Source organism: Schaalia georgiae DSM 6843 (assembly GCF_000429245.1).
In the GTDB taxonomy this organism is placed as follows: domain Bacteria; phylum Actinomycetota; class Actinomycetes; order Actinomycetales; family Actinomycetaceae; genus Pauljensenia; species Pauljensenia georgiae.
The window spans coordinates 352923-376106 of record NZ_AUBM01000006.1; the positions used below are offsets into that span (position 1 = coordinate 352923).

The window sequence follows — 23184 nt, forward strand, 5'->3', positions numbered from 1 at the left end:
GGGGGTCGCGGCGGCCGCGCCCCGCCTTTCAGATATCGAGGTCCTCGACCAGGGGGGCGGCATCCATCCGCTCGACCTCGTCGACGAGCCCGTCCGGGAGCCGTCCCCGCATGCTGGCCGTATCGGGGAAGACGAGGAGGCTGCGCTCCCGGGGCCGCCACCACTCCCCCTCCCACGTCCGCGCGCCGTCGGCCCCGTCTTCCTCGGGCGAGTCCCAGTCCTTGGAGCCCATCCCGTTCCAGTCGGGGTCGTCGCGCGTGTGGACGGCGTACTGGCCCTTCGCGGTCGCGTAGACCCGGAAGGTCTGGACCCGCAGGCCTTCCGCCCGCCTCCTCCACTTCAGGCACAGGCGCCCTGTGAAGCGCTTGGCCCTCACAACCGGGCCGTCATCGACCTCGAGTTCCACTGTCCCCATCATCTCGCGCCGCCCTTTCTTCCCGTGGTGGTCCAGGTAGAGCCTGATGCCCGCGATGACCGCCGCGGAGTTCCCTCCCGCGAGGCGCGCTGCCCGTTCGAACAACGGAAGGTCGGCCTCCGCGATGTACACGTTCTTCGTCGGCATGTTTATGACTATAGACATGCGCATATACTGCCCGCAAGAAAACCCGCCGTGCTTCTGCGCGCACGGCGGGCCAGCACGACCGGGGAGGGCGCGTGCCAGGACTTGACGAGGCGGGCCGGGCCCGCATGGATCCCGGGCGCCCCGCTCCCAGGCCGGGCGGGCGCGGGGGCCTGCGGATGGTCCGAGTGGGCACGGCGGCTTGTTGGGCCGTCCGAGCGCGGGGGCGCCGTGGCCCCCGGCCCGCCCTACTGGTTCCAGGAGTACTGGGCCGGGGCGATCTCCCCGCCGCTTCCCGTCATCCACCCGCCGCGGGCGAGGGCGAAGGAAGCGCCTGTCTTCGTGTTCCAGCAACTCACGCCATCCGCCGTCGACGAACAGGCGTAGTCGCCGTTGACGGCGTACTGGCCATAGGTGAGGCTGGTCGCGCCCGTGGGGCCGGCCGTATCGCAGGACTGGACCGCGGAGTCACCGCTGATTGAAAGGGTGCCGTGCGAGCTGCCCGAGCAGGACGCGTAATTCCCCGCCGCCCAGTCGTTCGAGTTAATGACACAACTCACGCCCGTGGAGCTGAAAGAGCACGAGATATTCCCCGAGGGAGTGGCGAACGCCGTGAGCTGCTGGGCGTTCACGGGGGCCGGGTAGCGGACCGCTTCGGTGGTCGACGGGCTGGGGCTGGGCGTGGTGGGGGACGCGGTCGTGGGCGCGGCCTGCGCGGCGGGGGGTGTCGTCGGCGAGGGGTTGGGGGACTCGAACCCCCGCGTGAACACGTAGATCACGACTGCGAGCAGCGCGATCGCAACGACGACGAGGATGCTGAAGATGATGCCCAGCGCGCTCGGACCGCCCGTGCGCTTCTTCGGGGCGGCCTCGTCGTCACTGCCGTCATACCCGGCGGCGGTGGCGGGCTTCGAGGTGGACGGGGCATCCATTGCGGCGGACTGGGCGGGGAAGGAGGAGGGCCCGCCCGCAGTGGGGTAGCCCGAGGCGGAGGCGCTCCCTGAGGGCGCGTACTGGCTGGTGGCGGAGGACGCGCTGTAAGGGGAGGCGCCGGAGGGCGCGTAGGGGCTGCCGGAGTCTCGGCCGACCGCACCGGACATGGTCCGCGTGGCCTGCTGGCGCGGGTCGGCCGTGGGCAGCGGTGTGGTGGCGGCGGCGCCCGCCGGCGAGGCGGACTTGGGGAAGACCTCTGTGGCGCCCGCCGTAGCGCCCATGACGTGGGTGGCCCCGGCATCGGCTGCGGGCATCCGCGCCGTGGGGGCGTCCGCCGCGGGGGTGCCCGCTGCGGGGACGCGCGACACCGCAGTATCAACCGCAGAGGTCCGCGCCGTGGGGGCGCCCGCCGCAGAGGTGCCCGACACCGCAGTATCAACCGCAGAGGTCCGCGCCGCAGGTGCGTCCACGGCGGAAGCGGCCCGCGCCTCCTGCTCACCGGGGCCCGCCGTGCGGTTCGCGAAGATCGAGGTGCGCCGCACCTGCGCGACGACCTGCTCGCGGCTCTGCACCTCGGGCTTGGGCGAGGCGCCGCCCGCGACCGCGGAGTAGGGGGTGGTGCGCTCGATCTGGGAGTAGCTGTTGACGCCCCCCTGCCCGAGCACGTACATCCCGTGCTCGGCCGTGCGGATCTGGGATCCGGCGACAGCGCCCGACACGTCCCCGTTCATGACGAGGAACCCGTTGGAGTCGATGTACCCGTCGTAGTCGTCGCGCGCCTCGAGCGCCGCGTTGACAGCGGGGTCGCCGAACTGGTGCAGCCAGTCGAGCAGCCCCCTGTACGCGTGGGGGTGGGCCGCGACGGCCGCGCGGGTCTCCGGGTAGCGGTACGCCAGCTGTCGGAGGGCTTCGGCATCCGTGGCAGGGTCGGAGGCGGCCCTGAGCGGGTCATCGAAATGCAACTCGTCAGCCATGCTGTGCTCCAGAAGTCGTGCGGGACAGATGCCGTCCCACTTTATCCCCTAACCGAGGGCGCGGCCCAATTTACGGACAGCTTCCACGCCCCCTACGGCGTTGTCCCTTGACATCGGGTTCTAGGCGCTCCTGAACTCGTAGGCGTCGAAGCCCAGTGCCCCTATGTCCCGGTCCAACGCCCGCACTTGGTCGTCCCACCCCGGGGCCCGCGCGGCGAACCCGTCGGGGGCCCCGGTCTGCCTCGCCTGCTGGAGCGCGAAGGACCGTGCGCCCGCCTGCCGCACCGCGCGCGCCACTTCGAGGCCGTCATCCGGCCCCCCGGGGAAGACGGTGAGGCGCACCTCATGATCCACCTCGGGGTGGTCCATGAGCACCCGCAGCGCCTCCCACGCGCGCTCGCCCGATCCCGGGCGGCCCGCCACGGCCGGGTAGTTCGCGGGGGCCGCTTTGATATCGAGGCCCACCCAGTCGACGAGTCCCTCGTCCAGCAGCGCTCCGAGGCGCGCGGGGTAGGGGCCGGCGGTGTGCAGGCCGACGGCGAATCCGAGTTCGCGCACGCGCCGCATGGCGGGGGCGAGGGCGATCTGCCGGGTCGCCTCGCCCCCGGAGAAGACGACCCCGTCGAGCAGGCCCCGGCGCCTGGCGAGCAGCCGCTCAACGGCCTCCCAGGCGACGACGCCCGGCACGCGCGGGTCGATGATCGCTGAGTTCTGGCAGTAGGGGCACACCCACGGACAGCCCTGCAGGAACAGGGAGGCGACGAGTTCGCCCGGCCAGTCGACGGTGGACATGGGGACCAGGCCCGCGATCTGCAGATCGTCGGGAACAGGGGCCCGCCCCCGCCCGGCAGCGCCGGGGAGGCGCGGCGCGAGTACGGGGGCGGGAGGGCCCGGGGCGGGCGGGGGCGGTGCCCCAGCGCCGTGCGCTGCGCCCGCTCCCGCCCCGGCCCCGTTCGGTGGGCGGGTGGTCACGCCCTGGCCCCGTAGGCGCCGACGAGCTCGCCGTGGGCGTCGGCCGCGCCCTCCGAGAACATCTGGCGCTCGTTGTACTCGCCCTTCTTGCCGATGTTGAAGGACTGGACGGGGCGGAAGTACCCCATGACACGGGTCCACACCTCGCACGCCTGGGGCTCACGGCCGGGGCGTGCGGCCGCGCACTTGTCGCAGGTGAAGTGCTCGCCGGCCAGGTACCCGTGGACGGGGCAGATGGAGAAGGTCGGCGTGATCGTGATGTAGGGGACCTTGAAGGCCATGAGGGAGCGGCGGACCATCTCCCGGCACGCGGCGCCCGAGCTGATGCGCTCGCCCATGTACAGGTGCAGCACGGTGCCGCCCGTGTACTTGCCCTGCAGGACCTCCTGGTCCTCGAGCGCCTGGAAGGGGTCGTCCGTGTAAGCGACAGGAAGCTGCGAGGAGTTCGTGTAGTAGGGCTGCTCGTCAGTGCCTGCCTGGATGATGCCCGGGTAGCGCTTGCGGTCCTCCTTGGCGAAGCGGTAGGTGGTGCCCTCCGCGGGCGTGGCCTCGAGGTTGTACAGGTGCCCGGTGCTCTCCTGCAGCTGGACCATGCGCTCGCGCACGTGGTCGAGCAGGCGCACGCACATATCGAAGCCGCGCGGGTCGGTGAGGTCGTAGGCGTCATCGCTGAAGTTCCGCACCATCTCGTTCATGCCGTTGACGCCGATGGTGGAGAAGTGGTTGTCCAGGGTGCCCAGGTAGCGCCTGGAGTAGGGGAACAGCCCCCTGTCCATCTGCTCCTGGATGGTGGCGCGCTTGATCTCCAACGAGGCGGACGCCAGGTCGATGAGCTCATCCATGCGCGCGACCAGTGCCGCCTCGTCGCCCTTGTGGACATAGCCGAGGCGGGCCATGTTGAGGGTGACGACGCCGACCGAGCCGGTGAGCTCGGCGGAACCGAAGAGCCCGTTGCCGCGCTTGAGCAGCTCGCGCAGGTCGAGCTGGAGGCGGCAGCACATGGAGCGGATCATGTGGGGGTCCAGGTCGGAGTTGATGAAGTTCTGGAAGTAGGGCAGGCCGTACTTGGCGGTCATGTCGAAGAGGGCGTCGACGTTCGCGCCCTCCCAGTCGAAGTCGGGAGTGATGTTGTAGGTGGGGATGGGGAAGGTGAAGACGCGCCCGTCGGCGTCGCCCTGGCTCATGACGTCGATGAAGGCGCGGTTGATGATGTCCATCTCGGGCTGCAGGTCCCCGTAGGTGAAGTCCACGACCTCCTCGCCGATCATGGGGTGCTCGTCGGCCAGGTCGTCGGGGCACGTCCAGTCGAAGGTGAGGTTGGTGAAGGGGCACTGGCTGCCCCAGCGGCTGGGGACGTTGAGGTTGTAGATGAGCTCCTGCATGCACTGGCGCACCTCGTCGTAGTCCATGCCGTCCAGGCGCACGAAGGGCGCCATGTACGTGTCGAAGGAGGAGAACGCCTGCGCCCCCGCCCACTCGTTCTGCAGGGTCCCGAGGAAGTTGACGATCTGGCCGCAGGCGGAGGAGAAGTGGCGCGGCGGAGCCGAGGCGATCGCGCCCGTGACGCCGTTGAACCCCTCCTGGATGAGGCGCTTGAGGGACCAGCCCGCGCAGTACCCGGCGAACATGTCGAGGTCGTGGATGTGGTAGTCGCCCTCGCGGTGGGGGGCCGAGATCTGCGGGGCGTAGACCTTCTCGAGCCAGTAGTTGGCGATGATCTTGCCGGCGGAGTTGAGGATGAGCCCGCCGAGGGAGTACCCCTGGTTGGCGTTGGCGTTGACCCGCCAGTCGGAGCGGTCCAGGTACTCGTCGACTGTGGCGACGGGATCGATGGTCAAGGCGGCGCTGGCGGTCATGTTTCACCTGGTTCTCTGCGTGTTCCAAATACTTGCGGGCGGCTGGGGCCACCTCGCCCTGGTTCCAAGAGTCACTAAATCTAGTGGCTCGAACCAACGAAGAACACTATATCTAGTGCCCGATGGGGAATCACGACCGAAACGGCCGACGCGCCGCACCACCTCGGAGGAACCTGCCCGGGATAATCAGATCTGGGACCATGGTCCTTGCAGGACGGTGGAAGAACCGCGTCATTCCAAGGCCCCCGCCCCGCGCGGGATCGCGCGCAGGAGCCATGAACCCGCTCACACCAGCAGTGGAACCCTCTTGACGGGGCCGAGGCGCTTCCACCACTTCCCCAGTCCCAGCGTGTCGCCGGCGCCGAGCAGGGCGACGAGGACGAGGACCAGGGCGTGGACCAGGTGCGAGTCGACGACGGGGTTCGCGGACCCCACGACGAAAGTCCCCTCCGCCAGGTACATCATGACCATCATCACCACTCCGGCCAGTGCCGCCAGGCGGGAGGCGACGCCGAGCACAGTGGCCGCCCCGACGAAGAGCAGTCCCGACATGAAGAGCCAGTCGGCCAGGGGCGTGGCCAAGGACTGGAAGAAGGGAGTGAACGGCTTGGTCACATCGAGGGCGCCCAGCAGGTACCCCCGGGCGGGCCCGCCCCCGTGGATCCAGGCGCACTGGGAGGAGGTGGGGAACCCCAGGCCGAAGGTCTTGTCGAGGAACGCCCAAAGGAAGACGAAGCCCACGGAGATCCTCAGCAGGGCGAGCACGAACCGCCCCGGGGCCGAAGCGACCGTCTGGCCCGCCGCGCGGGGGGTCTTATCGCTCATGGCACTCCTTCCACGGGGCGCGGGGCCCCTCGAACGTCCCACGGACGACTATATGCGCACCGGGCGCCCGGGCGTTCCTCACGCGCTGCGCGAGTCGTCGGCGAGCAGATCGACCTCGCGCACCACGGCGCCCACGACCGCCACGATCCACGCGCACGCCCCCATCCCCAGTACGAGGGACCGCCACGGGCGGACGGAGAGGAAGTCGTTGAAGCCGTAGCCCGAGCCCGGTGCCCCCGCCGACATGGAGAAGCCCCGCAGGCCGACCAGCGTCAGCACGAGGGCCAGCGCCCCCGCGGCCAGCACCGCCCACAGCATCACCTTCGACACCTTCCTGCCGTGCCGGGCGCGGCTCTCGATGGGGGTGAGCGCCAGGGCCCACGCGCCCGCGATCAGCACCGCGACGACCACGTCCGCAGGACGGTGCCAACCCGCCATCATGACGGACACCCCCATCAGGGAGGTCCACGCCCACCCGATCCACGCGGAGGGTGCGCGCAGCCACTGCGGAGCGATCGCGACCAGGGCCAGCGACAGCGTCACCGCGACGGTCGTGTGCCCCGAGGGCAGTGAGTTGGAGATCCCCGTCGTCACCCCAAGATCCGGGCGCGAGATCATGTCCTTGAGCAGCTGGGTGGTCACGTTCGCGCCGATCACCATGCCCAGGGCGCGGCCAGCCAGGGTGGGGCGCTTGCGCGCCACCGCCACCAGCGCCACGACGACGCCTGCGGCGACCATGACGGGAACGGACACGACCCCCGTCACGATCGAGGTGAAGGAAGCCAAACGCCCGGTGGCGCGCATCGTGGCCTCCATGAGCAGGGTGTCCAGCACCTGCCCGGCGGCCGTCGATATCGCCGTGTAGGACACCAGCAGCCACAGGGCGACGCACGCGAGCAGAGCGACGATGCGGCGGGTGAGTTTGCGCCGGTACCACGCGTCGGCCCCGGCCTGGGGGGCCCGTTCGCCACTCGGAGCGCCGGGGGCGCGCCCGTCCCCGGCCGCGCGCTCCGCTCGGTCGTGGGGCCCGCCGCTCCCACTGGCGCCCTTCCGCGCCCTGCGGGGAGCCGGCCCTTCCACCGTCCGCGGGCGGCGGGCCGGGCGCCCGGCCGCGCTCTCCCGCGCACCCGGGGGCGCCCACTCGTTCTGCGCCGGCGCCCGTGGGCGGGCGGGGGGAGTGCCGCCTTCCCGCCCCGGCTGGGCGGGCTGGGCGCGCCTCGCCGGACGGGGCGGGCGCGACGCGCTTCCGTACCCGTCGTCGAGCGGCGCGCTGCCGTACGCGTCGTCGAGGGAAGGGTCGGGCACGGGAAGCGGGTCACCCATAATCTCCTCCTTCACGCTCGCGCCTCCCACTCTATACGGGCGGCGCACGGGCGCGCGCGCCGCCAAGCCCTCCGATAGAGTGGACGTGTCCTTTCCAACGGCCCACCCGGCAGGAGACGAAGTGGCAACGTCAACCCCGGTCAGCACGGATCGCATCCGCGAACTCCTCACCAGCCGCAACGTGAAGTTCGGCGACTACAACGATTCCGAGCTGGTCTACCTGGCGCCCAACGCAGCATTCTTCTGGAACGCCACCAACCCGCAGATCCTGCAGCTGCGGGCCCAGTGGAGGGGGATCGCCTCGACGAAGGCCCAGTTCACCGCCCTCGTCGAAGAGGTCGAGAGGTGCAACGCCACGCGCTCGGGCCCCAAGGCGTACCTGGCCCCCCTGGAGGACGGGATCCGCTACGGGCTCGGCGCCGAGTGCAACATCGTCGTCATGTCGGGTCTCACCCCCGCCCAGTTGGACACATTCTTCGAGACGGCGATGTCGATGATCATGAGCTTCTTCGCCGACATCGAAGCGGCCCTGCCCGACTTCGTCGATTGGAACGAGGAGATACGATGAACACGCCCTTCGCCGTTCCCGATCCCGAGGACGACGCCACCCCCTACCCCGTCACCCTCGACCGGGTCCTCGCGAGCGTGCGCGCCATGGGCTACCAGCTCGACGTCGTGGAGGAGGGGCGCTCCGTCGGCGCGATATTCGACTCCATCCCCTTCCTCATCTCCTTCGACTCCGACGGGCGCTTCATGTCGGTGCGCGGCGCGTGGATAACCGGGTTGGACGGCGCCGAGGCCCAGCACCCCATGTTCGCCGCCGCCGACAACTGGAACCGGGAGAAGTACTTCCCCACCGTCTACACGCTCATCTCCGAGGACGGCTCCCTGGGGGTCTTCGCGGACCTCACAGTCGACACGAAGGCCGGGCTGACCGAGGCGCAGCTGCGCGACACCGTCGGCTCGGGGATCTCCACCGGCGTCTCAGCGATCCAGTACATGAAGGAGGCGGCGGCGAAGACCCTGGGCTGGTCCGGCCCCTCCGGCTCCAATGCCGACGGCTGACGGGGCCCCAGCCGACCGCCCCAACCCGGAGGCGCTGGTCCGGCTGCTGCGCGCCCTGAGCGCCGGTGACGACCGCCTCGTCGGCCTGGTGGAACTGCCCGGGCGCCCCGAGCGCGCCTCCGACTGGCCCGAATGGGTCCACCCCCTGGTCCGCAGGGCATGGGCGCGCCGGGGCGTCGAGCGCCCCTGGTCGCACCAGCGCGAGGCCATGGACGCCACGGCCTCGGGCGCCGACGTGGTCGTGGCGACGGGAACGGGCTCGGGCAAATCCCTGGCCGCGTGGACCCCCCTCCTGTCCGACTTGGCGGGCGTGGGATCCACGACCCGGATCTCCGCCGTCCACAGGCGCCCCACCGCCATCTACCTGTCCCCCACCAAGGCCCTGGCCGCGGACCAGTCCGCCTCGCTGGAGGCCCTCATGGAGGGCGGTCCGCGCCTGGCCAACGCCTCCACATGCGACGGCGACACCCCCCGCGAGGCGAAGGAGTGGGCGCGCGCCAACGCCGACGCGCTGCTCACCAACCCCGACTACCTGCACCACGTGATACTGCCCACGCACGGCCGGTGGACGCGGGTGCTGGCCAGCCTGCGCTACATCATCATCGACGAGCTCCACCACTGGCGGGGCGTCACCGGCTCCCACATCGCCCTGGTGGTCCGGCGCCTGCTGCGCGCCTGCCACCGTCTGGGCGCGGACCCGCGCGTCATCATGCTCTCCGCGACGGTGCGCGACCCCGCCCTGGTGGGCGCGGCCATGACGGGGCGCCCCGCCGCCGCCGTCACGCGCGACGGCTCCCCCGCCGGGCCGCACCACCTGGCCCTGTGGCAGGGCCGCCTCGTCGACGACGGGCCTGATGCGGGTCCCCCCTCCCCGGGGGCCCTCGCCGACGGCGACCGCGTCCTCGGGGCCCCTGTGATCCGGCGCTCGGCGGGCGCGGAGGCCGCCGGGCTCACTGCGCGCCTCATCGAAGAGGGCGCTAGGCTTCTCGCCTTCGTCCGCTCCCGGGCCGGCGCCGAGGCCGTGGCAGCGCAGGTCCGCGACCGGCTCTCCTCGCGGGGCTCCCCCCTGGCCGGGCGGGTCGGCGCATACAGGGGCGGGTACCTGCCCGAGGAGCGCCGCGCCCTGGAGGCCGCCATCCGCAGCGGGCGGGTGTGCGCGCTGGCCACCACATCCGCCTTGGAGCTCGGGCTCGACATCTCCGGCCTCGACGCCACAGTCACCGCCGGGTGGCCCGGCACGCGCGCCTCCCTGTGGCAGCAGATCGGCCGCGCGGGGAGGGCCGGTCGGGCGGGCGTGTCGGTGCTCATCGCCTCGGAGAACCCGCTCGACGCCTACCTGGTGCGCCACCCCGAGGACATCCTCGCCGAGGTCGAGGCCGCAGTCATCGACCCCTCGAACCCGTGGGTGCTGGCCCCGCACCTGTGCGCAGCTGCCGCCGAGGCGCCCCTGACCGAGGCCGATTCCACGTACTTCGGCCCCGGCCTGGCCGACATCGCCGGTGCCCTGGAGCGCGACGGGCTCCTGCGGCGCAGGCCGGCCGGGTGGTTCTGGGACGCCACGCGCCCCGAGCGGCCCGGCGACCTCACCGACCTGCGCGGAGGAGGGGGCGACGTTCAGATCGTCGACCCAGCGGGCGTGGTCATCGGCACGATCGACGAGGCATCGGCGGACGCGCACGTCTTCCCCGACGCCATCTACGTCCACCAGGGGCGCACCTACCGCGTGCTGTCGTTGTCCTCCGTGACCGGGCCCGCGGGTCCGGGCGGCTGGGGGCGGGCGCCTTTCGGGGCGCTGCCAGTGGACTGGGGGCAAGCGCCAGCAGGAGCGCTGCCCGGAAGCGCCGACAAGTGGAGCGCGGGCATCCGGAGCATCCCGGCGGAGGGCCCCGCCGGCGGCACGGGCGTTGCGGGAAGCGGAAGCAAAGCAGAAGGCACGGACGTTGCGGGAAGCGGAAGCGGAGTGAGAAGCCCGGGCCTGCCGGGCGCGGCGGGTACTCCGTCCCTGGTCGCCCCCGTCCGCCCCGGAGACCAGCGGGTCGCCGTCGTCGAGGAGGTGCGCACCCCGCTGCGCACGCGCGCCTCCACCCACACCAGCGTCGCGATCCGAGGCGTGGAGGCGAGTTGGACCAGTCCCGACGGGCTGCTCACCTGGTGCTTCGGCCCCACCGACGTGTCGACGCGGGTCACGGACTACGACCTCCTGCGCCTGCCGGGCCTGGAGTTCATCCGCAACAACGAGCTCGCCATGCCCACGCGCACCCTGCCCACCCGTTCCGCCTGGTTCCAGCTCGAGCGCGGAGCCGAGGCGGTGCTCGGCATCAGCGCTGCCGACCTGCCCGGAGCCCTGCACGCCGCCGAGCACGCGATGATCGCCATCCTGCCCCTCATCGCGACCTGCGACCGGTGGGACCTGGGGGGACTGTCCACCCAGTCGCACGACGACACCGGCCGCCCCACCGTGTTCGTCCACGACGCCTTCCGCGGGGGCGCCGGGCACACCCGCAGCGGGTACGCCCGGGCCGCGCAGTGGATCGGGACTGCCCTGGAGGCGGTGCGGGAGTGCCCGTGCGACGACGGATGCCCCCGCTGCGTCCAATCGCCCAAGTGCGGCAACGGGAATGAGCCCCTCTCCAAGGCGGGGGCGGTCGCCCTGCTCGGGTTCGTCCTCGAGCGCTGCCCGTGAGGGCGGGGCGGGCGGGCACCGGGCCGCGCCCGCGGACGGCACCCCTGGAGGAACCGACCCACTCGGCGAAGCGGCGCTGCGCCTTCAGCAGTGTCCGCACCGGGCCGCGACCCCCTGTACCCCACAAGCAGCGGTAGTCCGCCATGCTCTCCGCGCTACCCGCGCGGCGGGCGCTACGCGGGAGGGACAGGCCTTCCACAGTTCCGGATGTGGGTGTCCCGTAGCACACCGGCTACTGAGCCGATGGCGCATGCTGTCCGCGGCTTGGCGGGCGAGTCCCGTCGGATGTTCCAAAATGCGTCTGAGTTTCGGGCGGAAATGGTGGCGTGACAGGCGCTTGTTCCAAAATGCGTCTGAGTCTGCCCGATTTCACCCGGATCGCGCCGAAACGGTTGAACTCAGACGCTTTTTGGACCAGACCACCGCAGAGCCGTCCTAGAACTGCGAAACCCAGACGCATTTTGGACCACTAGGCGCGATGGGGAGCGCAATCAGGCCCGCAGGCGGAGTGCGGCCCTGCGGCGCGTGCACCTTCTGCACGAGCCAGCGCCCCGGGAGCACCGCAGGGGGCTGGCCGCAGGGGGGCGGGAAGGTTGCGCATGAGGGGCATGGGCTTTGTCGGGCCGCAGGGGGCTGGCCGCGGGAGAAACTTGAAGGGCCCGGCCTTGCGGCCGAGCCCTTCAAGCATCCCATCAACACAGTGCAAGTCTTCCGATGAACTCCCTTTCCCCCGAAACCCCTGTGGTTTCGTGTCCTTGTTGGTATACAACTTACGGGCCCTACCTTGTGGAACCATTGAACGAACCTGCGAGTTCCCTGGGAATTTTTCACGGCTCGATCCCGGCGCGCGCACGGGCCCGCACGTGGACCGTTATTCCAACGATCGCAACGCGCCTGACCAGCTCGACGCGGCAGTCGCTCCCCTGCAGATCGCACTTTTCAGTGGAAGCGCCGTTGGCCGAGGCGACACGGGCCGCCGCCGAGCACGGCCCGTCCCCCACGTCCTCCCACGCGGCCACGGCCGCGGCCTCCGCGCCCGCGAGCGCCGACAGGTCCGCCACCGCCTGCAGGCGGGTGCGGGCCGCGAAGGCCTGGCCCACTCCCACGACGACCACGATCACCGCGACGACGAGAGCGAGCACTCCGACCGCGTACAGGCTCCCCGAACCGCACTCGCCCGCGCCGCCCCCCGCCTCGGGGGCCGGGCGGTCCGGCGCCGCACTCGGAAGCGCCCCGCCCGGACCAACCCGTGCGGCACCGGCGCGCGGGGGCCGCGGACCTGTCAGCGCATCCCCTGTCACGGGCGGCCTCATGGGGCCGTCCCCTCGACGAGGGTGCGCGCCGCGCACGTGGCCGTTCCGCCCGCCCAGCCGATCGGACCGCGGTAGGCCGCGCTCCCCGACACCTCCACCCACTCCTCGTCGTAGGCGACGGCGAAGGAGGCTGGTGCGGACGAGGTCGCGGAGAAGCTCGTGGCCGCGACGGCCCGCGGGTCCTTCCCCCCGATGGAGGCGGCGCGGGCGCCGTCTCGGACCGCCTGGCACAGGGCCGTGGATGTGATGCTGGCCTGGGCGGCGCAGACGACCAATCCGATCATCCCCACGACCGCGATAAGGCCGATCGCGTGCTCCACTGTGACGCTCCCGCGTTCCGTGCGGCGCAGGGGGAGGGTGCGCACTCGTCCGCGGGGGGCAGGGGCGTGGCGCTCAGCGCTGCGCAGAGGGGAGTCGCGGGGCCGGTCCGCCCACCGCCTGGAACGGCGGCTGTTCCTCCCACTGGTCCGGCTGCCGCGTTTCTCCGGTCCGTCCATGGTGTTTCCTCTCCCGGTCCCGGTTCTGGCACGCGGCCCCGGGGGCTCGGCGCCGCCCGGGGCCGGTGGCGTCACCGGGTGGCGAGGGCCTCTTGGATGAGGCCCTCGAGCGCGGAGCGCACGGTGTCGGATTTGAGGATGAGGATGAGGAGCCCGGCGAACCCCGCCGCGGCGATGGTGCCGATGGCGTACTCGACGGTGGTCGCCCCCTCCTCGCCATCGGTGTCGCCCGGTTGGGGGCGGACCAGGCGGGACGCCGTTTCGGCGAGGCGGCTCCTGGCTTGGATGAGGCTGCGTTCTATTCGGTTGCGGATTGGCATGGCTGTGTCCTTCCATCGCCCGGCTGCGCCGGGACTGCGAGCCCCGGGGTTCCCCGGGCTTCTCAGCATGGACGGGCTGCAGTCGCGCTGGCACCTCGGCCGCCGCAGCTTGTGGACGAGGGCCGGGCAGGGCGCGCCGCTGTGGATGACGCGCCAAGCAGCGGACTGCCGCCGCGCACGGTCTCGCGCACCGATCACCGCCCCCGGGCCGACCCGCGCTCCGTGGAAGCGCTTACGACCGCGGTCGCGGAATCATGCCCACCACTGGTGGGCCACGGCCCCTGTAATCCGCAGCCCCGTGGAACGGAACCACCGAATGAGCCTCGCCGATGCGCTCTCCGCTTCCGGTGGCGGCGGAAGCCCGATTCTCACCTCATCGAGGAACCCCCCGAGACCACTATCCGGTGGCACCGGAGCCACGATCGCACCCATTCCCATTGCGGCCTCCGCGCCTTCAGCCGTATGGACGATCACGAGGCAGCGCCGCGCCGCGACATTGAGCCCGCGCGCTTCCCTGCGGATTTCGTGCGCCGTGAACCGGTGCGGCAGGACCCTCCACGGGATCGCACGCAGGTCCAGTGCCGCTATGAGGCCGAGACCGCCGTCGGCCACCGTCCTCGCCGCCGGATCAATGGACTCGATCACAACGGCGCCAACGTTCGCGAGCCTCATGGGCTCACCCCCTCGACAGGGCGAGGAGTCGGAGCAATTGGCGCAGGTCCTCGCACACGATGTCCGCGGACCGGGCGCCGCCCACCGATGCCACGACCAGTCCCGCGGCTCGCGCTGCCGCCAGACCAGGGTCGGAGTCCTCCACTCCGACAGCGCTGTGCGGCTCGACCCCGAGGCGCCGGGCTCCCAACAGGTACCCCTGCGGATGCGGTTTGCCGTGGACGACGTCCTCGAAAGACACGATGACTGGGGCCTCGATCCCGGCCGCGCCCAACCGTGCGCGCGCCAAGCGCAGGTGCGCGTTGGTGACGACCGCCCAGGGCACCTGTTGCCCATCCAGCCAGGCGACCAGCTCCTGAGCGCCCGCAGCGGGGCGCACGTCGTCGGTGTCGGCGCATTCGCGTTCCAGGTGGGCCTCGACGTGGCGGGCGAGCTCGGACGGCCCGATTCCCGGCAGGAAGCGCCGTATCGTGGTTGCCGCGTCCGGTCCGTGGCACACCGCCAGGACCTCTTCGGGGTTGAGCCCGTTGCGCTGGGACCACGCGGCCCAAGCGGACTCCACTGCGAGCGCGGAGTCCACAAGAGTGCCATCCATATCGAGGAGCACAGCCCTGCACCGGGCGAGCTCATTCACATTCGGGATCACACACCCATTAAACTCGTTAATCGATTAAATTACAAGGGGAGGAAGAGCCAAGCGTTCCTCCTGGCGCGCTCGTGCGGCGCCCGGACTGGCGCACGGGGCAGAACGGGAACCAGGAACCCGGACTGGCGCGAGGACGCCAAATTCGAGGCAATATAGAAGGATCAGCCCGGGGACAAGGGGACGAGGAACGAACGCATGGCCCGACGACACAGCACCGCAGACCGGCTCCGCTGGGCCCTGGCGGCCGACGTCTGCTCCCTCGCGCGCCGAACCCCCGGCATCACCCGCGCGCAGGTCGCCAGAGAACTCGGGATCTCCACCGGCACAGCCACCGACCTCATCACCAGGATGCGCGCATCCGCCATTCTCACCGAAGCGGCACCAGTCCCCCACGGACGGGGGCGCCCCACATCGGCGCTCGCACCCCACCCCCGGGGGCCGCTCGTGCTCGCCGTCGAGATCACAGCCACGGGCTGGCGATTGGCGGGCGCGGGGATCGACGGGCGCCTGAACCACGTGGCCCGAGCCCCCCACAACGGACGCGGCCCCGCTGATGTGCTGCCCCCCATCCGCCGCGCCATTGCCACGGAGACGAAGGCCCGAGCGGGCCGCGTGAGGGCCGTGTCGGTCACCGCGGCGGCCACCGTCCGCGACGGCGCCGTGGTCCAGTCCTCAGTCCTGGACTGGAAGCGCGTGGACCTCACCCCCCTCAGAATGCCGCGGACCACCCTCCACGTCTCCAACGACGCCACGTGCGCCGCCCTGGCGGAATCACGGCGCGGAACCTCCCGGGGGTCCCGCGCCGCCCTCCACCTCGCGGTGCTCGCCGGGGTCGGCGGCGGCCTCGTGCTGGAGGGGGCGCCCGTGCTGGGGGCAACAGGCCTGGCCATGGAAGTCGGGCACCTGCCGTTCGGGGATCCCGAGGCGGTGTGCGACTGCGGAGCGCGCGGGTGCTGGGACACCGTTCTGGGCACCAAGCCCCTGGCCGAACGGCTCAGGACCAGTGACGACTCGTCGGCCGTCGAGGCGGCCATCGCGCGGCAGGATCCGGCCCACCGCACCGCGGTCGCCGCAGCAGCCGCGAGCCTCGGCCGCGGCCTGGCCGGACTGATCAACACCACCGACCCCGACATCGTCACGCTCGGCGGGATCGCGCCGGCCCTTCTCACCCATTCGCGCGCGGCCTTCGAAGACTCGCTGGCGAAGGGGCTCATGCGCTGCCTGCGCGACGACAGGCCGCGTATCGCCGCCAGCGGACTCGGGGACGACGGAGCGCTCATGGGAGCCGTCGAGATCGCCCTCGACGAGGTCGCGAGCCCACTGGGACTCGCGGAATGGGCCTCTGACAGGGCCCTCGGCCACAGCCCCTCGGCCTGAGCGGCCCCGGGCAGACGGATCCGCCGTCGCGGGACACGGGGGAGGAGCCGGTGGGCTGTGAGCCCCTGGGCAGACGGATCCGCCCGTGGACCCCGTGGCCCCGGCCCATCCCCCGCCCGAGCGGCAGCCGATCAGGCCCTCACAGCACCGCGCCCGCCGGCTCCCCGCCGACGCTCAGGACGATCTTCCCCACTCCGTGCCTCGTGGCCAGGTCCTCGTACGCGGCGCGCACCTGGTCCAAGGGGTAGCGCGCGCGGATGGGCACCCGGAGCTCACCGGCGGCGACCAGGTCCGCGAGCTCCCCCACAACCTTGCCCGGGTCGGCGACCCCGGCCATGACGACCATCTGGACCCCGAAGCGCCGGGCCGCCGCGATGTCGATGATCGTCTTGATCCTCTCCGTCGGCACGCCGCAATCGATGGCGGCCTCCACATAGCCACCCCCGAAGCAGTCGGCGAAGGCCGAGAGGCCGCCGCGGGCGGCGGCGCGCAGACGCTCGAGCAGTCCATCGCCGTAGGCCACCTGGGTGGCGCCGATCCCTTCCAGCGCCTGGGCGCTCGCGTCGCTCGCGATCCCGACCACCCGAGCACCCGCCCGGCGCAGCAGCTGGGACAGCAGGAAGCCGACGCCGCCGGCCGCGGCGGACACCGCAACAACCTCGCCCTGTCGGGGCTGGATGGCCTCGACCAGCGCCCACGCTGTGGTCCCGGCCACATACAAGCACGCTCCGACGGCGGGATCGACACCGTCAGGCAGGGGGACGACGCGCTCCTGGTCGATTGTGACGAACTCGGCTTGCGCACTGCGCTCATCGCTCATCCCGATGACGCTCTGCCCGACGTGGACCCCGGTGACACCGGACCCCGCCTCGACGACGACGCCGCTGAAGTCGCTCCCCTGGCCCTCGCCCGGGAAGCGCGCGGGAAAGTACTCCTTCATGAGCCCCTCTCGGATCACAGCCTCCCCGGGGTTGATCCCGGCGTAGGCAACCTTGACGCGCACCTGCCCCGGCTGCGGCGGGGGGCTGGGGACCTCCCGGACCTCGAGGACCGGGGTGCCCCCGTACTCGTCGAAGCGAACGGCTCTCATCGTGCTCATGTGCAACTCCTCTGGGTTTCCTCGGCCCGGTGCGCGAGGCGGGCGCAGAGCCCCCGTCCTGGTGCGTCCCAGGCGATCGGAGGGCCGGCGCAGTCGAGCGCTCCCGGGCCCAGCGCGGCCGGGCGGCCGCACCGCAGCCGCACCGCCCGCAGGAGTGCGGCCAATAGCCCACCCTACTAGGGCGCGCCTCTTGAGTGTGCCGGGCGGGGATCGGGCTCGACCTGGCGCCGGTGGCGGTTACGCCCACAATGGCTACGTCACTACCACCATTGGACGCCGACGCGCGTTGTCGACACCGACGCGCGTTATAACCCCCTCGCGGTGTCGACAACCCCCTCGCGGTGTCGACAACGCGCGCCCACACTTGCGCCCGAGGCATGCCGACGGCGCGGCCCGTCCCTGCCCCCCGTGCGGGGGGCAGGGACGGGGCTGCCGAGGCGCCCATCAGCGTTCCCCGTCCTTGCGCGGACGCCCTCTTCCGCGCAGGGGAGCGGCCCTGACACCGCGCCCGGCCTCGTCGAGCGCCCGGCGCAGGATCACTTCGATCTGCGCGTTCACCGAGCGCAGCTCGTCCGCCGCCCACTTGGCGATCGCCGCGTGGACGGCAGGATCCAACCGGAGCAGGACTTGTTTGCGTTCCTTGCCCGCCACGGCTCAGGCGTACAGGGAGCCGGTGTTGACGACGGGCTGGGTGCGCTGGTCGGAGCAGAGCACCACCAGCAGGTTGGAGACCATCTGGGCGCGGCGCTCCTCGTCCATGGTGACGATGTCGTCGGCCTCCAGGCGCTTGAGGGCCTGGTCCACCATGGTCACAGCGCCCTCGACGATCTGCTCGCGGGCGGCGATGACGGCCCCGGCCTGCTGGCGCTGGAGCATCGCCTGGGCGATCTCGGGGGCGTAGGCCAGCGAGGAGATGCGCACCTCGACGACCTCCAGGCCCGCCAGCGCGACCCGCTCAGCGACTTCGGCCGCCAGCTCCGCGGAGACGAGGTCCGTGCCGCCCCGCAGGGACGTCTTACCGGGGCCGGACTCGTCGTAGGGGTGGATGGTGGCGACGTGCCGCAACGCGGACTCGGCCTGGACCCTGATGAACTCCTCGTAGGCCTCGACGGCGAAGACCGCGCGGGCGGTGTCGGCCACCTGCCACACGACGATGGCGGCGATATTGACGGGGTTGCCGTCCAAGTCGTTGACTTTGAGCTCAGTGGTCTCGAAGTTGTGGACCTTGATGGAGACCTTCGTGCCGTTCGTGAGCGGGGGGACGAACACGAGGCCCGTGCGGCGCACGGTGCCGATGTAGCGGCCGAAGAACTGGCGGACGCTGGTCTGGCCGGGGACGACGATGTCGAAGCCCGTGGCCACCACGACGACCGCGGCGATGCCGAGCGCCCCGGCGACGATCCGCGCCACCGCCCCCGCGTGGACGTGGTCGGGGTCGGCGCTCGCGTCCATGGCTGCGAGCACCAGCACGGCCACGGCTCCGGCGAGGAGCAGCAGGAGCAGGAAGGCCACCAGGAAGGCGGCGCCCGACCCGACTGAGCGGGCGGCTTCCTCCTCGATATCGACGCGGGGGGACGGCGAACCGGGGGCGTTCGGGACGCGGCCCGGCGATTCCTCCTCGGTGGCGTGCCGGGCGGATCGCGAGGGCCCTCCGGAGGACTCGGATTGGGACGGCTGCGGGTGCTGTGTGGACATGACTACCTCCTTTGGTAGCAAAATGATATCTATTTTTGAGGGCGTGCGCAAGCCCTCCGCCGTCACATCGGACGGCGGGCCCGGACGCGGAAGCGGCGGGCCGTCAGCCGCACCGGCCCGCCACCGGACTCGCGGTGGACGCGCTCGAGCACGTCGGCGTAACCGGGCACTGTGAAGTCCTCCGGAACGTCCCAGGGGACCAGGGCCCAATAGGCGACGAGGGCGTCCACGTCGGCGAAGTCCATGGGCCCCGACCACTGCGCGGTCTCCTCCACGACCAGCCCCGCCCCGCGCAGGGCGTCCGCCATCACCGCCGGGCGCACATCCGGGTAGGCCGGCCGGGTGCCGAACCAGTCGTGGACCTCGGGAGCATCGGTGCCGTCGACCTGCTCGGAGACGAAGAGCCCGCCGGGAGCCAGGACGCGGGCCACGTCACGGGCATCGAGCGCTTCGTGGCAGTTCATGACCAGTCGCACGCCGCCGTCGGGGAAGGGCAAGGGGGCGCCGCGCTCGGGGTCGTGCTCCTCGACGCGCACCCCCCGGGGCTCCAGCCGCTCACGGGCCACCGGCACATTGCGCTCCCACCCCTCGGTGGCCACGATGTCGAGGCGGCTGCGGCGCCCGGCGTCGAGGGAGCCCAGGAGGAGGGCCAGGCGCTCGCCCCCGCCCGTGCCCATGTCGAGCACGGTGCCGCCGCCCGCGTCGGCCAGCGCCACCAGCGCGCCACGGCACTCCGCCTCGAAGTCCCAGTCCGGTTCCCCGCACACCATCGCGCCCTCCAGGACGGAGAAATCCCAGCCGCGCATACGGGTCGAGCGATGGGTCGAGTCCCATCGGCCAAGCAGTCCTTCCATGGGACCGACCCTAATCGGCCGGCACCGGGCAGGACCAGGGGGCGTTCACACACTCCCGAGGATCCCCGCGAACATGTGGATCACGATCGGCACCAGCCCGAGCAGCACGAACGCCGGCAGCAGCAGGGCCCCCAGGGGCGCCACCAGGGAGATCCCCAGCTCCTCCGCGGCCTTCTTCGCGTCCGCGATCCGGTGGCGCCTGGTCTGGGCGGCCGCGCGCCGCAACTGGGCCTCGGGCGAAACGCCCTGGAGCCACGCCGCCTCCAGCCCCTCCCGCAGCAACTCCGTGCCGGGCGGCGTCGGATCCCATGCGGCCGCCCACCCCACGCCAAGACGCAGTTCGCGGCTGATCCGCACCAGGCCGTCACTGCCCACAGCGCCCCCCAGCGCAGCCAGGACCTGCGGTATCGACGCCCCGCAGCGCAAGCCCGCCAGGACCAGGTCGCACGCCATTGCCTCATCGACGGCCCCGTCGCGGGAGCGCAGGCGGGCGAGCAGCCGCGCCGAGACCGCGTGCCCCGCCACGAGGAACAGCAGGCCGACCACCCCGCACACGCTCCCCGCTCCCCCACCGGTGAGCGTCCCCCACGGATCGGCGCCCAGGGCCCACGCGACGACGATCCCCACCGCTGGCAGCGCGGTGAGGGTGCGGGCCGAGGCGCGCGGCCCGGCCGAGGCGATCCGCCTGGCCTCCTCAATGTCCTCCGCGTCGTCCACCCCGTCCGCGATGACCGTGAGGACGCGGGCGAGCGGTGCGCCGAGACGGTGCGTGAAACGGCACGCAGCGCACACGGACGAGGCCGCAGTCCCCATGCGGCGCGCCACCGCCCCCCGCAGCAGCGCCTCCAAAGCGGGCCGCGCTCCCCCGGCGCGGTACCAGGGGCGAGGAGCGGCCAGGCGCGCGAGCGGCAGGGGGACCCCTTCGTCGTCCATCCCGTCCCACTGGCCCGGGCCTGCGCGCCGCCACGACTCCGACCAGGCCCCTTCGGCGGGCGCACCCGCCTCCAAGCGGGCCGCGACCTCGCTGACCAGCAGGGACAAGTCGGCCGGCTCCCAGCGCCGCGGGCGCTCCGGACGGGCCCGCGGCGCCGCTCCCCCCTCGAGCCACGAGCGCGAGATCCTGCGCCACCGCGCCCGCCGGGCTGCCCCCAGCCCCACGAGCAGCGCGACCGCCACGAGGAGCGCCGCGCACAGGCGCCCAGCGGGAACGGCGGGCACGGCCAACACGGTCGGCGCCCCGGGCACGGGGAGTGCCCCGGCTCCCTGTCCCGCGCGCAGGAGGCCCGCGACGAGGTCGTGCGCGCTCATGACGGCACCCGGCACCGCTGGGCCAGGAGCGGCCACGCGGGCCCTTCCTCGACGCCGCCCCCCTGGTCCACCGCGAGGGCGAGGTCGGCGTGGAGCCCAGAGCCGTTCCGCACGGGGACCCCCACCTCGGACACCCAGCGCCCCGGGGAGCCCGGGGCCGCGCCCGAGTGCCTGCGCAAGTGGACGAAGGCGTCGAAGGCGGCAACGGTCTGCGCGGCGACGGCGCTCTCGCCCATCCCGGCCAGCGACCCCAGTGCGAGGAGCCGCGCGGGCACGTCCCGCACGCCGTTGGCGTGGACAGTGGCCCAGCCGCCGTCGTGGCCCGTGTTGAGGGCGGTGAGGACATCGCGGACCTCCCCGCCCCTGCACTCGCCCAGGACGAGGCGGTCGGGGCGCATGCGCATCGCGGCGCGCACCAGCTCGGCCAGGGTCACCCCGCCCGCCCCCTCCACATTGGGGCGCCGCTCGGCCAGGTTCACGCAGTGGGGATGATCGGGGCGCAGTTCCGTTGTCTCCTCGATGCACACGATGCGCTCGTCGGGGGGAACCAGCGCCAGGACGGCTGCGAGCAGCGTCGTCTTCCCGCTGCCCGTCTGCCCCGAGATGAGCACATTGGCGCGCGCCCGCACCAGCGCCCGCAACAGGGAGGCGACCCGGGGCGCCAGCGTCCCGCAGCGCGCGAGCGCGTCGACGGAGAGGTTGCGCCCCCGCGCCGCCCTGAGGGAGATGAGCGTGCCCGAGGCGGACACGGGCGCGAGCACGGCGTGCAGCCGCACTCCGCCTTCCAGAGTGCCGTCCACGATCGGGCTCGCGTCGTCGAGGCGCTTCCCGCACGCCGCGGCCATCCTGATCGCGAGGCGGCGCACGTCGTCGCCGCCCCCGACATCGGCTCCGGCGCGCACGAGTCCCTTTCCCCGGTCCACCCACACCTGGGTGCCGTTGACCAGGACATCGGTGACGCGCGGATCGGCGACGAGGGGCGCCAGGGCGGGCCCCAGGCCGCCACTGGTGGCTCGCAGGCCCGCCAGGCACCGGGCGATCTCGTCGGACCCGGCCCCGGGGCGCACCCCCCGGCTCACGGATTCCGGCAGGTCCTCGCCCGCGGCGAGCGCCCTGAGGGCGGACTCGGGCCCCGGCCCCTCGGGGCTCCGCTCGTCCCCGGCGCGCCGCACATCCTCGGCGGTCCGTGTTCCCCCGCTGCTCCTCACCCCCGCGGCGTTCCGCGCTCCCCCGGCGCCTCCCACCCCGTCGGCGCGACGCCGCGCCCTCCTCTCACCGAGCGGCCACATCGAGGGTCCTCTCCACAAGGCGCCACACGCGCCCGGCCCTGGCGTAGCGGGCGCAGGGGCCGGGGGCCTCCTCGCGCAGCCCGGGGTCCGGGCGCGCCCGCCTGTGGAGGGTGAGCGCCGGGATGGGCACGGGTGTTCGGCGCAGGTCGAGCGCGAGGGCGAGTGCGGAGGCGGCGTCCCCCCAGCCGACGAGGACGAGCGCGTCCCCGACTCCCTGCGCCGCCCGGAGCGCCCTGGCGTCCCAGCGCCCGCAGTCAACGACGGCCCGCGCCGCTCCCGCCCCCTCGAGGGCGGAGAGCACCGGGCCGAGCCTGGGGTCGGCTGCGTCCGCGCACCCCCGCCGGTCCCCGGCGAGCACCGGGGACGAGCGGATGGACGGCAACTGCGAGGCGAGGGCCGGCAGGAAGGTGGTCTCCGCAGCGTCCAGGTCCGCCCACCGGACGCCGGGCGCGCGCCCGTCGGAGGGGCGCAGGACCCCGGGCGCATGCCCGGAGGCGTCGATGAGGGGGCACGAGGCGGAGAAGGCCAGAGCGCGGCACAGGGCCGTGGTGCCCACACCGCCGTGCCACCCCGCGACGAGGAGGCGCAGCCCCCTGGATGCGCGCCGCAGGGCGAGGGAGACGAGGACCCGCATGAGGACCGCCTCGTCCTTGGGAAGGCGCAGTTGCCCGCGGGGGCCCACGCTGACGCGGGGAACGGGGGAGCCCGGCGCCCGGGGGGCGCCCTCCCCTGCGATGACGAGGTCGGGCGCCGCCCCCTCGGGGACGACCCCCACTCCCGCCAGGGAGGCGACGGCTGCGGCGCTCTCCCTCTCCCGTTCAGTGAGGCCGACCATGGCGACTGTGGGTTTCTGCGGCGTGTCCATGCCCCAAGCACACTCCCGGCGGACCTGATCCCGCCACTGGCGGGCCCCGCCCTGTGGAC

General features: G+C 72.6%; 22 protein-coding genes. 4 read left to right on the forward strand and 18 right to left on the reverse strand.

Annotated elements, in window-relative coordinates:
• Nucleotides 1-28 precede the first annotated feature (28 nt).
• The 6 genes from G447_RS0101585 to G447_RS10835 form a co-directional block, all read right to left on the reverse strand.
• A complete protein-coding gene (locus G447_RS0101585) occupies nt 29-562 on the reverse strand; it encodes an EXLDI protein (protein ID WP_026429787.1) in 534 nt (177 codons plus the stop codon).
• Nucleotides 563-807: 245 nt separating this feature from the next.
• Nucleotides 808-2466 (reverse strand): variant leucine-rich repeat-containing protein, encoded by a 1659-nt coding sequence (locus G447_RS0101590; protein ID WP_026429788.1) that lies wholly within the window; start codon nt 2464-2466, stop codon nt 808-810.
• Between the two features lie 120 nt (nt 2467-2586).
• Nucleotides 2587-3282, reverse strand: a complete 696-nt coding sequence (locus G447_RS0101595; RefSeq protein ID WP_026429789.1) for an anaerobic ribonucleoside-triphosphate reductase activating protein — start codon at nt 3280-3282, stop codon at nt 2587-2589.
• A 152-nt stretch (nt 3283-3434) separates the two neighbouring features.
• Nucleotides 3435-5294: a ribonucleoside triphosphate reductase gene (locus G447_RS0101600; RefSeq protein ID WP_026429790.1), complete on the reverse strand. Its 1860-nt coding sequence runs from the start codon at nt 5292-5294 to the stop codon at nt 3435-3437.
• 285 nt (nt 5295-5579) lie between these two features.
• Nucleotides 5580-6119 carry a DoxX family membrane protein gene (locus G447_RS0101605; RefSeq protein ID WP_026429791.1) on the reverse strand — a complete coding sequence of 180 codons (540 nt, stop codon included), beginning with the start codon at nt 6117-6119 and terminating at the stop codon, nt 5580-5582.
• 78 nt (nt 6120-6197) lie between these two features.
• A complete protein-coding gene (locus G447_RS10835) occupies nt 6198-7442 on the reverse strand; it encodes a phosphatase PAP2 family protein (protein ID WP_051226178.1) in 1245 nt (414 codons plus the stop codon).
• A gap of 121 nt (nt 7443-7563) precedes the next feature.
• On the opposite strand from G447_RS10835, the gene G447_RS0101615 reads away from it, so the two are divergent.
• From G447_RS0101615 to G447_RS0101625, 3 genes are read left to right on the forward strand one after another with little or no spacing between them, the layout of a single operon-like run.
• Entirely contained in the window at nt 7564-8010 is a 447-nt protein-coding gene (locus G447_RS0101615; RefSeq protein ID WP_005867952.1) for a YbjN domain-containing protein, read from the forward strand.
• Entirely contained in the window at nt 8007-8507 is a 501-nt protein-coding gene (locus G447_RS0101620) for a YbjN domain-containing protein (RefSeq protein ID WP_026429792.1), read from the forward strand. The genes G447_RS0101615 and G447_RS0101620 overlap by 4 nt, the downstream gene beginning before the upstream one ends.
• Nucleotides 8494-11190 carry a DEAD/DEAH box helicase gene (locus tag G447_RS0101625; RefSeq protein WP_131295646.1) on the forward strand — a complete coding sequence of 899 codons (2697 nt, stop codon included), beginning with the start codon at nt 8494-8496 and terminating at the stop codon, nt 11188-11190. The genes G447_RS0101620 and G447_RS0101625 overlap by 14 nt, the downstream gene beginning before the upstream one ends.
• An 827-nt stretch (nt 11191-12017) precedes the next feature.
• Here the strand turns inward: G447_RS0101625 and G447_RS12750 are convergent.
• From G447_RS12750 to G447_RS0101650, 5 genes are all read right to left on the reverse strand, one after another.
• A complete protein-coding gene (locus G447_RS12750; protein WP_081697825.1) occupies nt 12018-12503 on the reverse strand; it encodes an Rv3654c family TadE-like protein in 486 nt (161 codons plus the stop codon).
• Entirely contained in the window at nt 12500-13000 is a 501-nt protein-coding gene (locus G447_RS12805; protein WP_341532727.1) for a TadE/TadG family type IV pilus assembly protein, read from the reverse strand. Before G447_RS12805 ends, G447_RS12750 begins: the two co-directional genes overlap by 4 nt.
• Before the next feature lie 71 nt (nt 13001-13071).
• Nucleotides 13072-13320 (reverse strand): DUF4244 domain-containing protein, encoded by a 249-nt coding sequence (locus G447_RS0101640; RefSeq protein ID WP_005872276.1) that lies wholly within the window; start codon nt 13318-13320, stop codon nt 13072-13074.
• Between the two features lie 252 nt (nt 13321-13572).
• A complete protein-coding gene (locus G447_RS0101645; protein ID WP_026429795.1) occupies nt 13573-13992 on the reverse strand; it encodes a hypothetical protein in 420 nt (139 codons plus the stop codon).
• Between the two features lie 4 nt (nt 13993-13996).
• Nucleotides 13997-14638 carry an HAD-IA family hydrolase gene (locus G447_RS0101650; RefSeq protein WP_243442277.1) on the reverse strand — a complete coding sequence of 214 codons (642 nt, stop codon included), beginning with the start codon at nt 14636-14638 and terminating at the stop codon, nt 13997-13999.
• A gap of 195 nt (nt 14639-14833) precedes the next feature.
• Between G447_RS0101650 and G447_RS0101655 the strand changes: the two genes are divergently transcribed.
• Nucleotides 14834-16015, forward strand: a complete 1182-nt coding sequence (locus G447_RS0101655; protein ID WP_026429797.1) for an ROK family protein — start codon at nt 14834-14836, stop codon at nt 16013-16015.
• Nucleotides 16016-16154: 139 nt separating this feature from the next.
• On the opposite strand, the gene G447_RS0101660 is transcribed toward G447_RS0101655, so the two are convergent.
• The 7 genes from G447_RS0101660 to G447_RS0101695 all read right to left on the reverse strand — a co-directional run bounded on the left by G447_RS0101660 (nt 16155) and on the right by G447_RS0101695 (nt 23125).
• On the reverse strand, nt 16155-17114 hold the full coding sequence (locus G447_RS0101660; RefSeq protein ID WP_026429798.1) for an NADP-dependent oxidoreductase: 960 nt from the start codon (nt 17112-17114) through the stop codon (nt 16155-16157).
• Nucleotides 17115-17558: 444 nt separating this feature from the next.
• Nucleotides 17559-17765, reverse strand: a complete 207-nt coding sequence (locus tag G447_RS0101665) for a type II toxin-antitoxin system antitoxin (protein ID WP_026429799.1) — start codon at nt 17763-17765, stop codon at nt 17559-17561.
• Nucleotides 17766-17768: 3 nt separating this feature from the next.
• The gene (locus G447_RS0101670; RefSeq protein WP_026429800.1) at nt 17769-18809 is read right to left on the reverse strand and encodes an SPFH domain-containing protein; all 1041 of its coding nucleotides are present in this window, start codon (nt 18807-18809) and stop codon (nt 17769-17771) included.
• A gap of 62 nt (nt 18810-18871) precedes the next feature.
• Nucleotides 18872-19663, reverse strand: a complete 792-nt coding sequence (locus G447_RS0101675) for a class I SAM-dependent methyltransferase (protein ID WP_026429801.1) — start codon at nt 19661-19663, stop codon at nt 18872-18874.
• A 45-nt stretch (nt 19664-19708) separates the two neighbouring features.
• Nucleotides 19709-20971, reverse strand: a complete 1263-nt coding sequence (locus tag G447_RS10845; RefSeq protein ID WP_131295648.1) for a type II secretion system F family protein — start codon at nt 20969-20971, stop codon at nt 19709-19711.
• Nucleotides 20968-22260 carry a TadA family conjugal transfer-associated ATPase gene (locus G447_RS10850; RefSeq protein ID WP_081697826.1) on the reverse strand — a complete coding sequence of 431 codons (1293 nt, stop codon included), beginning with the start codon at nt 22258-22260 and terminating at the stop codon, nt 20968-20970. Before G447_RS10850 ends, G447_RS10845 begins: the two co-directional genes overlap by 4 nt.
• On the reverse strand, nt 22244-23125 hold the full coding sequence (locus G447_RS0101695; protein ID WP_026429802.1) for a hypothetical protein: 882 nt from the start codon (nt 23123-23125) through the stop codon (nt 22244-22246). The genes G447_RS10850 and G447_RS0101695 overlap by 17 nt, the downstream gene beginning before the upstream one ends.
• Nucleotides 23126-23184: the final 59 nt, after the last annotated feature.

Bases quoted from the DNA above. Each gene is read 5' to 3' on its own strand.
- G447_RS0101585 (WP_026429787.1), bottom strand. From the start codon at position 562: ATGCCGACGAAGAACGTGTACATCGCGGAGGCCGACCTTCCGTTGTTC.
- G447_RS0101590 (WP_026429788.1), bottom strand. From the start codon at position 2,466: ATGGCTGACGAGTTGCATTTCGATGACCCGCTCAGGGCCGCCTCCGAC.
- G447_RS0101600 (WP_026429790.1), bottom strand. From the start codon at position 5,294: ATGACCGCCAGCGCCGCCTTGACCATCGATCCCGTCGCCACAGTCGAC.
- G447_RS0101605 (WP_026429791.1), bottom strand. From the start codon at position 6,119: ATGAGCGATAAGACCCCCCGCGCGGCGGGCCAGACGGTCGCTTCGGCC.
- G447_RS10835 (WP_051226178.1), bottom strand. From the start codon at position 7,442: ATGGGTGACCCGCTTCCCGTGCCCGACCCTTCCCTCGACGACGCGTAC.
- G447_RS0101620 (WP_026429792.1), top strand. From the start codon at position 8,007: ATGAACACGCCCTTCGCCGTTCCCGATCCCGAGGACGACGCCACCCCC.
- G447_RS0101625 (WP_131295646.1), top strand. From the start codon at position 8,494: ATGCCGACGGCTGACGGGGCCCCAGCCGACCGCCCCAACCCGGAGGCG.
- G447_RS12750 (WP_081697825.1), bottom strand. From the start codon at position 12,503: ATGAGGCCGCCCGTGACAGGGGATGCGCTGACAGGTCCGCGGCCCCCG.
- G447_RS12805 (WP_341532727.1), bottom strand. From the start codon at position 13,000: ATGGACGGACCGGAGAAACGCGGCAGCCGGACCAGTGGGAGGAACAGC.
- G447_RS0101640 (WP_005872276.1), bottom strand. From the start codon at position 13,320: ATGCCAATCCGCAACCGAATAGAACGCAGCCTCATCCAAGCCAGGAGC.
- G447_RS0101645 (WP_026429795.1), bottom strand. From the start codon at position 13,992: ATGAGGCTCGCGAACGTTGGCGCCGTTGTGATCGAGTCCATTGATCCG.
- G447_RS0101655 (WP_026429797.1), top strand. From the start codon at position 14,834: ATGGCCCGACGACACAGCACCGCAGACCGGCTCCGCTGGGCCCTGGCG.
- G447_RS0101660 (WP_026429798.1), bottom strand. From the start codon at position 17,114: ATGAGCACGATGAGAGCCGTTCGCTTCGACGAGTACGGGGGCACCCCG.
- G447_RS0101670 (WP_026429800.1), bottom strand. From the start codon at position 18,809: ATGTCCACACAGCACCCGCAGCCGTCCCAATCCGAGTCCTCCGGAGGG.
- G447_RS0101675 (WP_026429801.1), bottom strand. From the start codon at position 19,663: ATGGAAGGACTGCTTGGCCGATGGGACTCGACCCATCGCTCGACCCGT.
- G447_RS10845 (WP_131295648.1), bottom strand. From the start codon at position 20,971: ATGAGCGCGCACGACCTCGTCGCGGGCCTCCTGCGCGCGGGACAGGGA.
- G447_RS10850 (WP_081697826.1), bottom strand. From the start codon at position 22,260: ATGTGGCCGCTCGGTGAGAGGAGGGCGCGGCGTCGCGCCGACGGGGTG.
- G447_RS0101695 (WP_026429802.1), bottom strand. From the start codon at position 23,125: ATGGACACGCCGCAGAAACCCACAGTCGCCATGGTCGGCCTCACTGAA.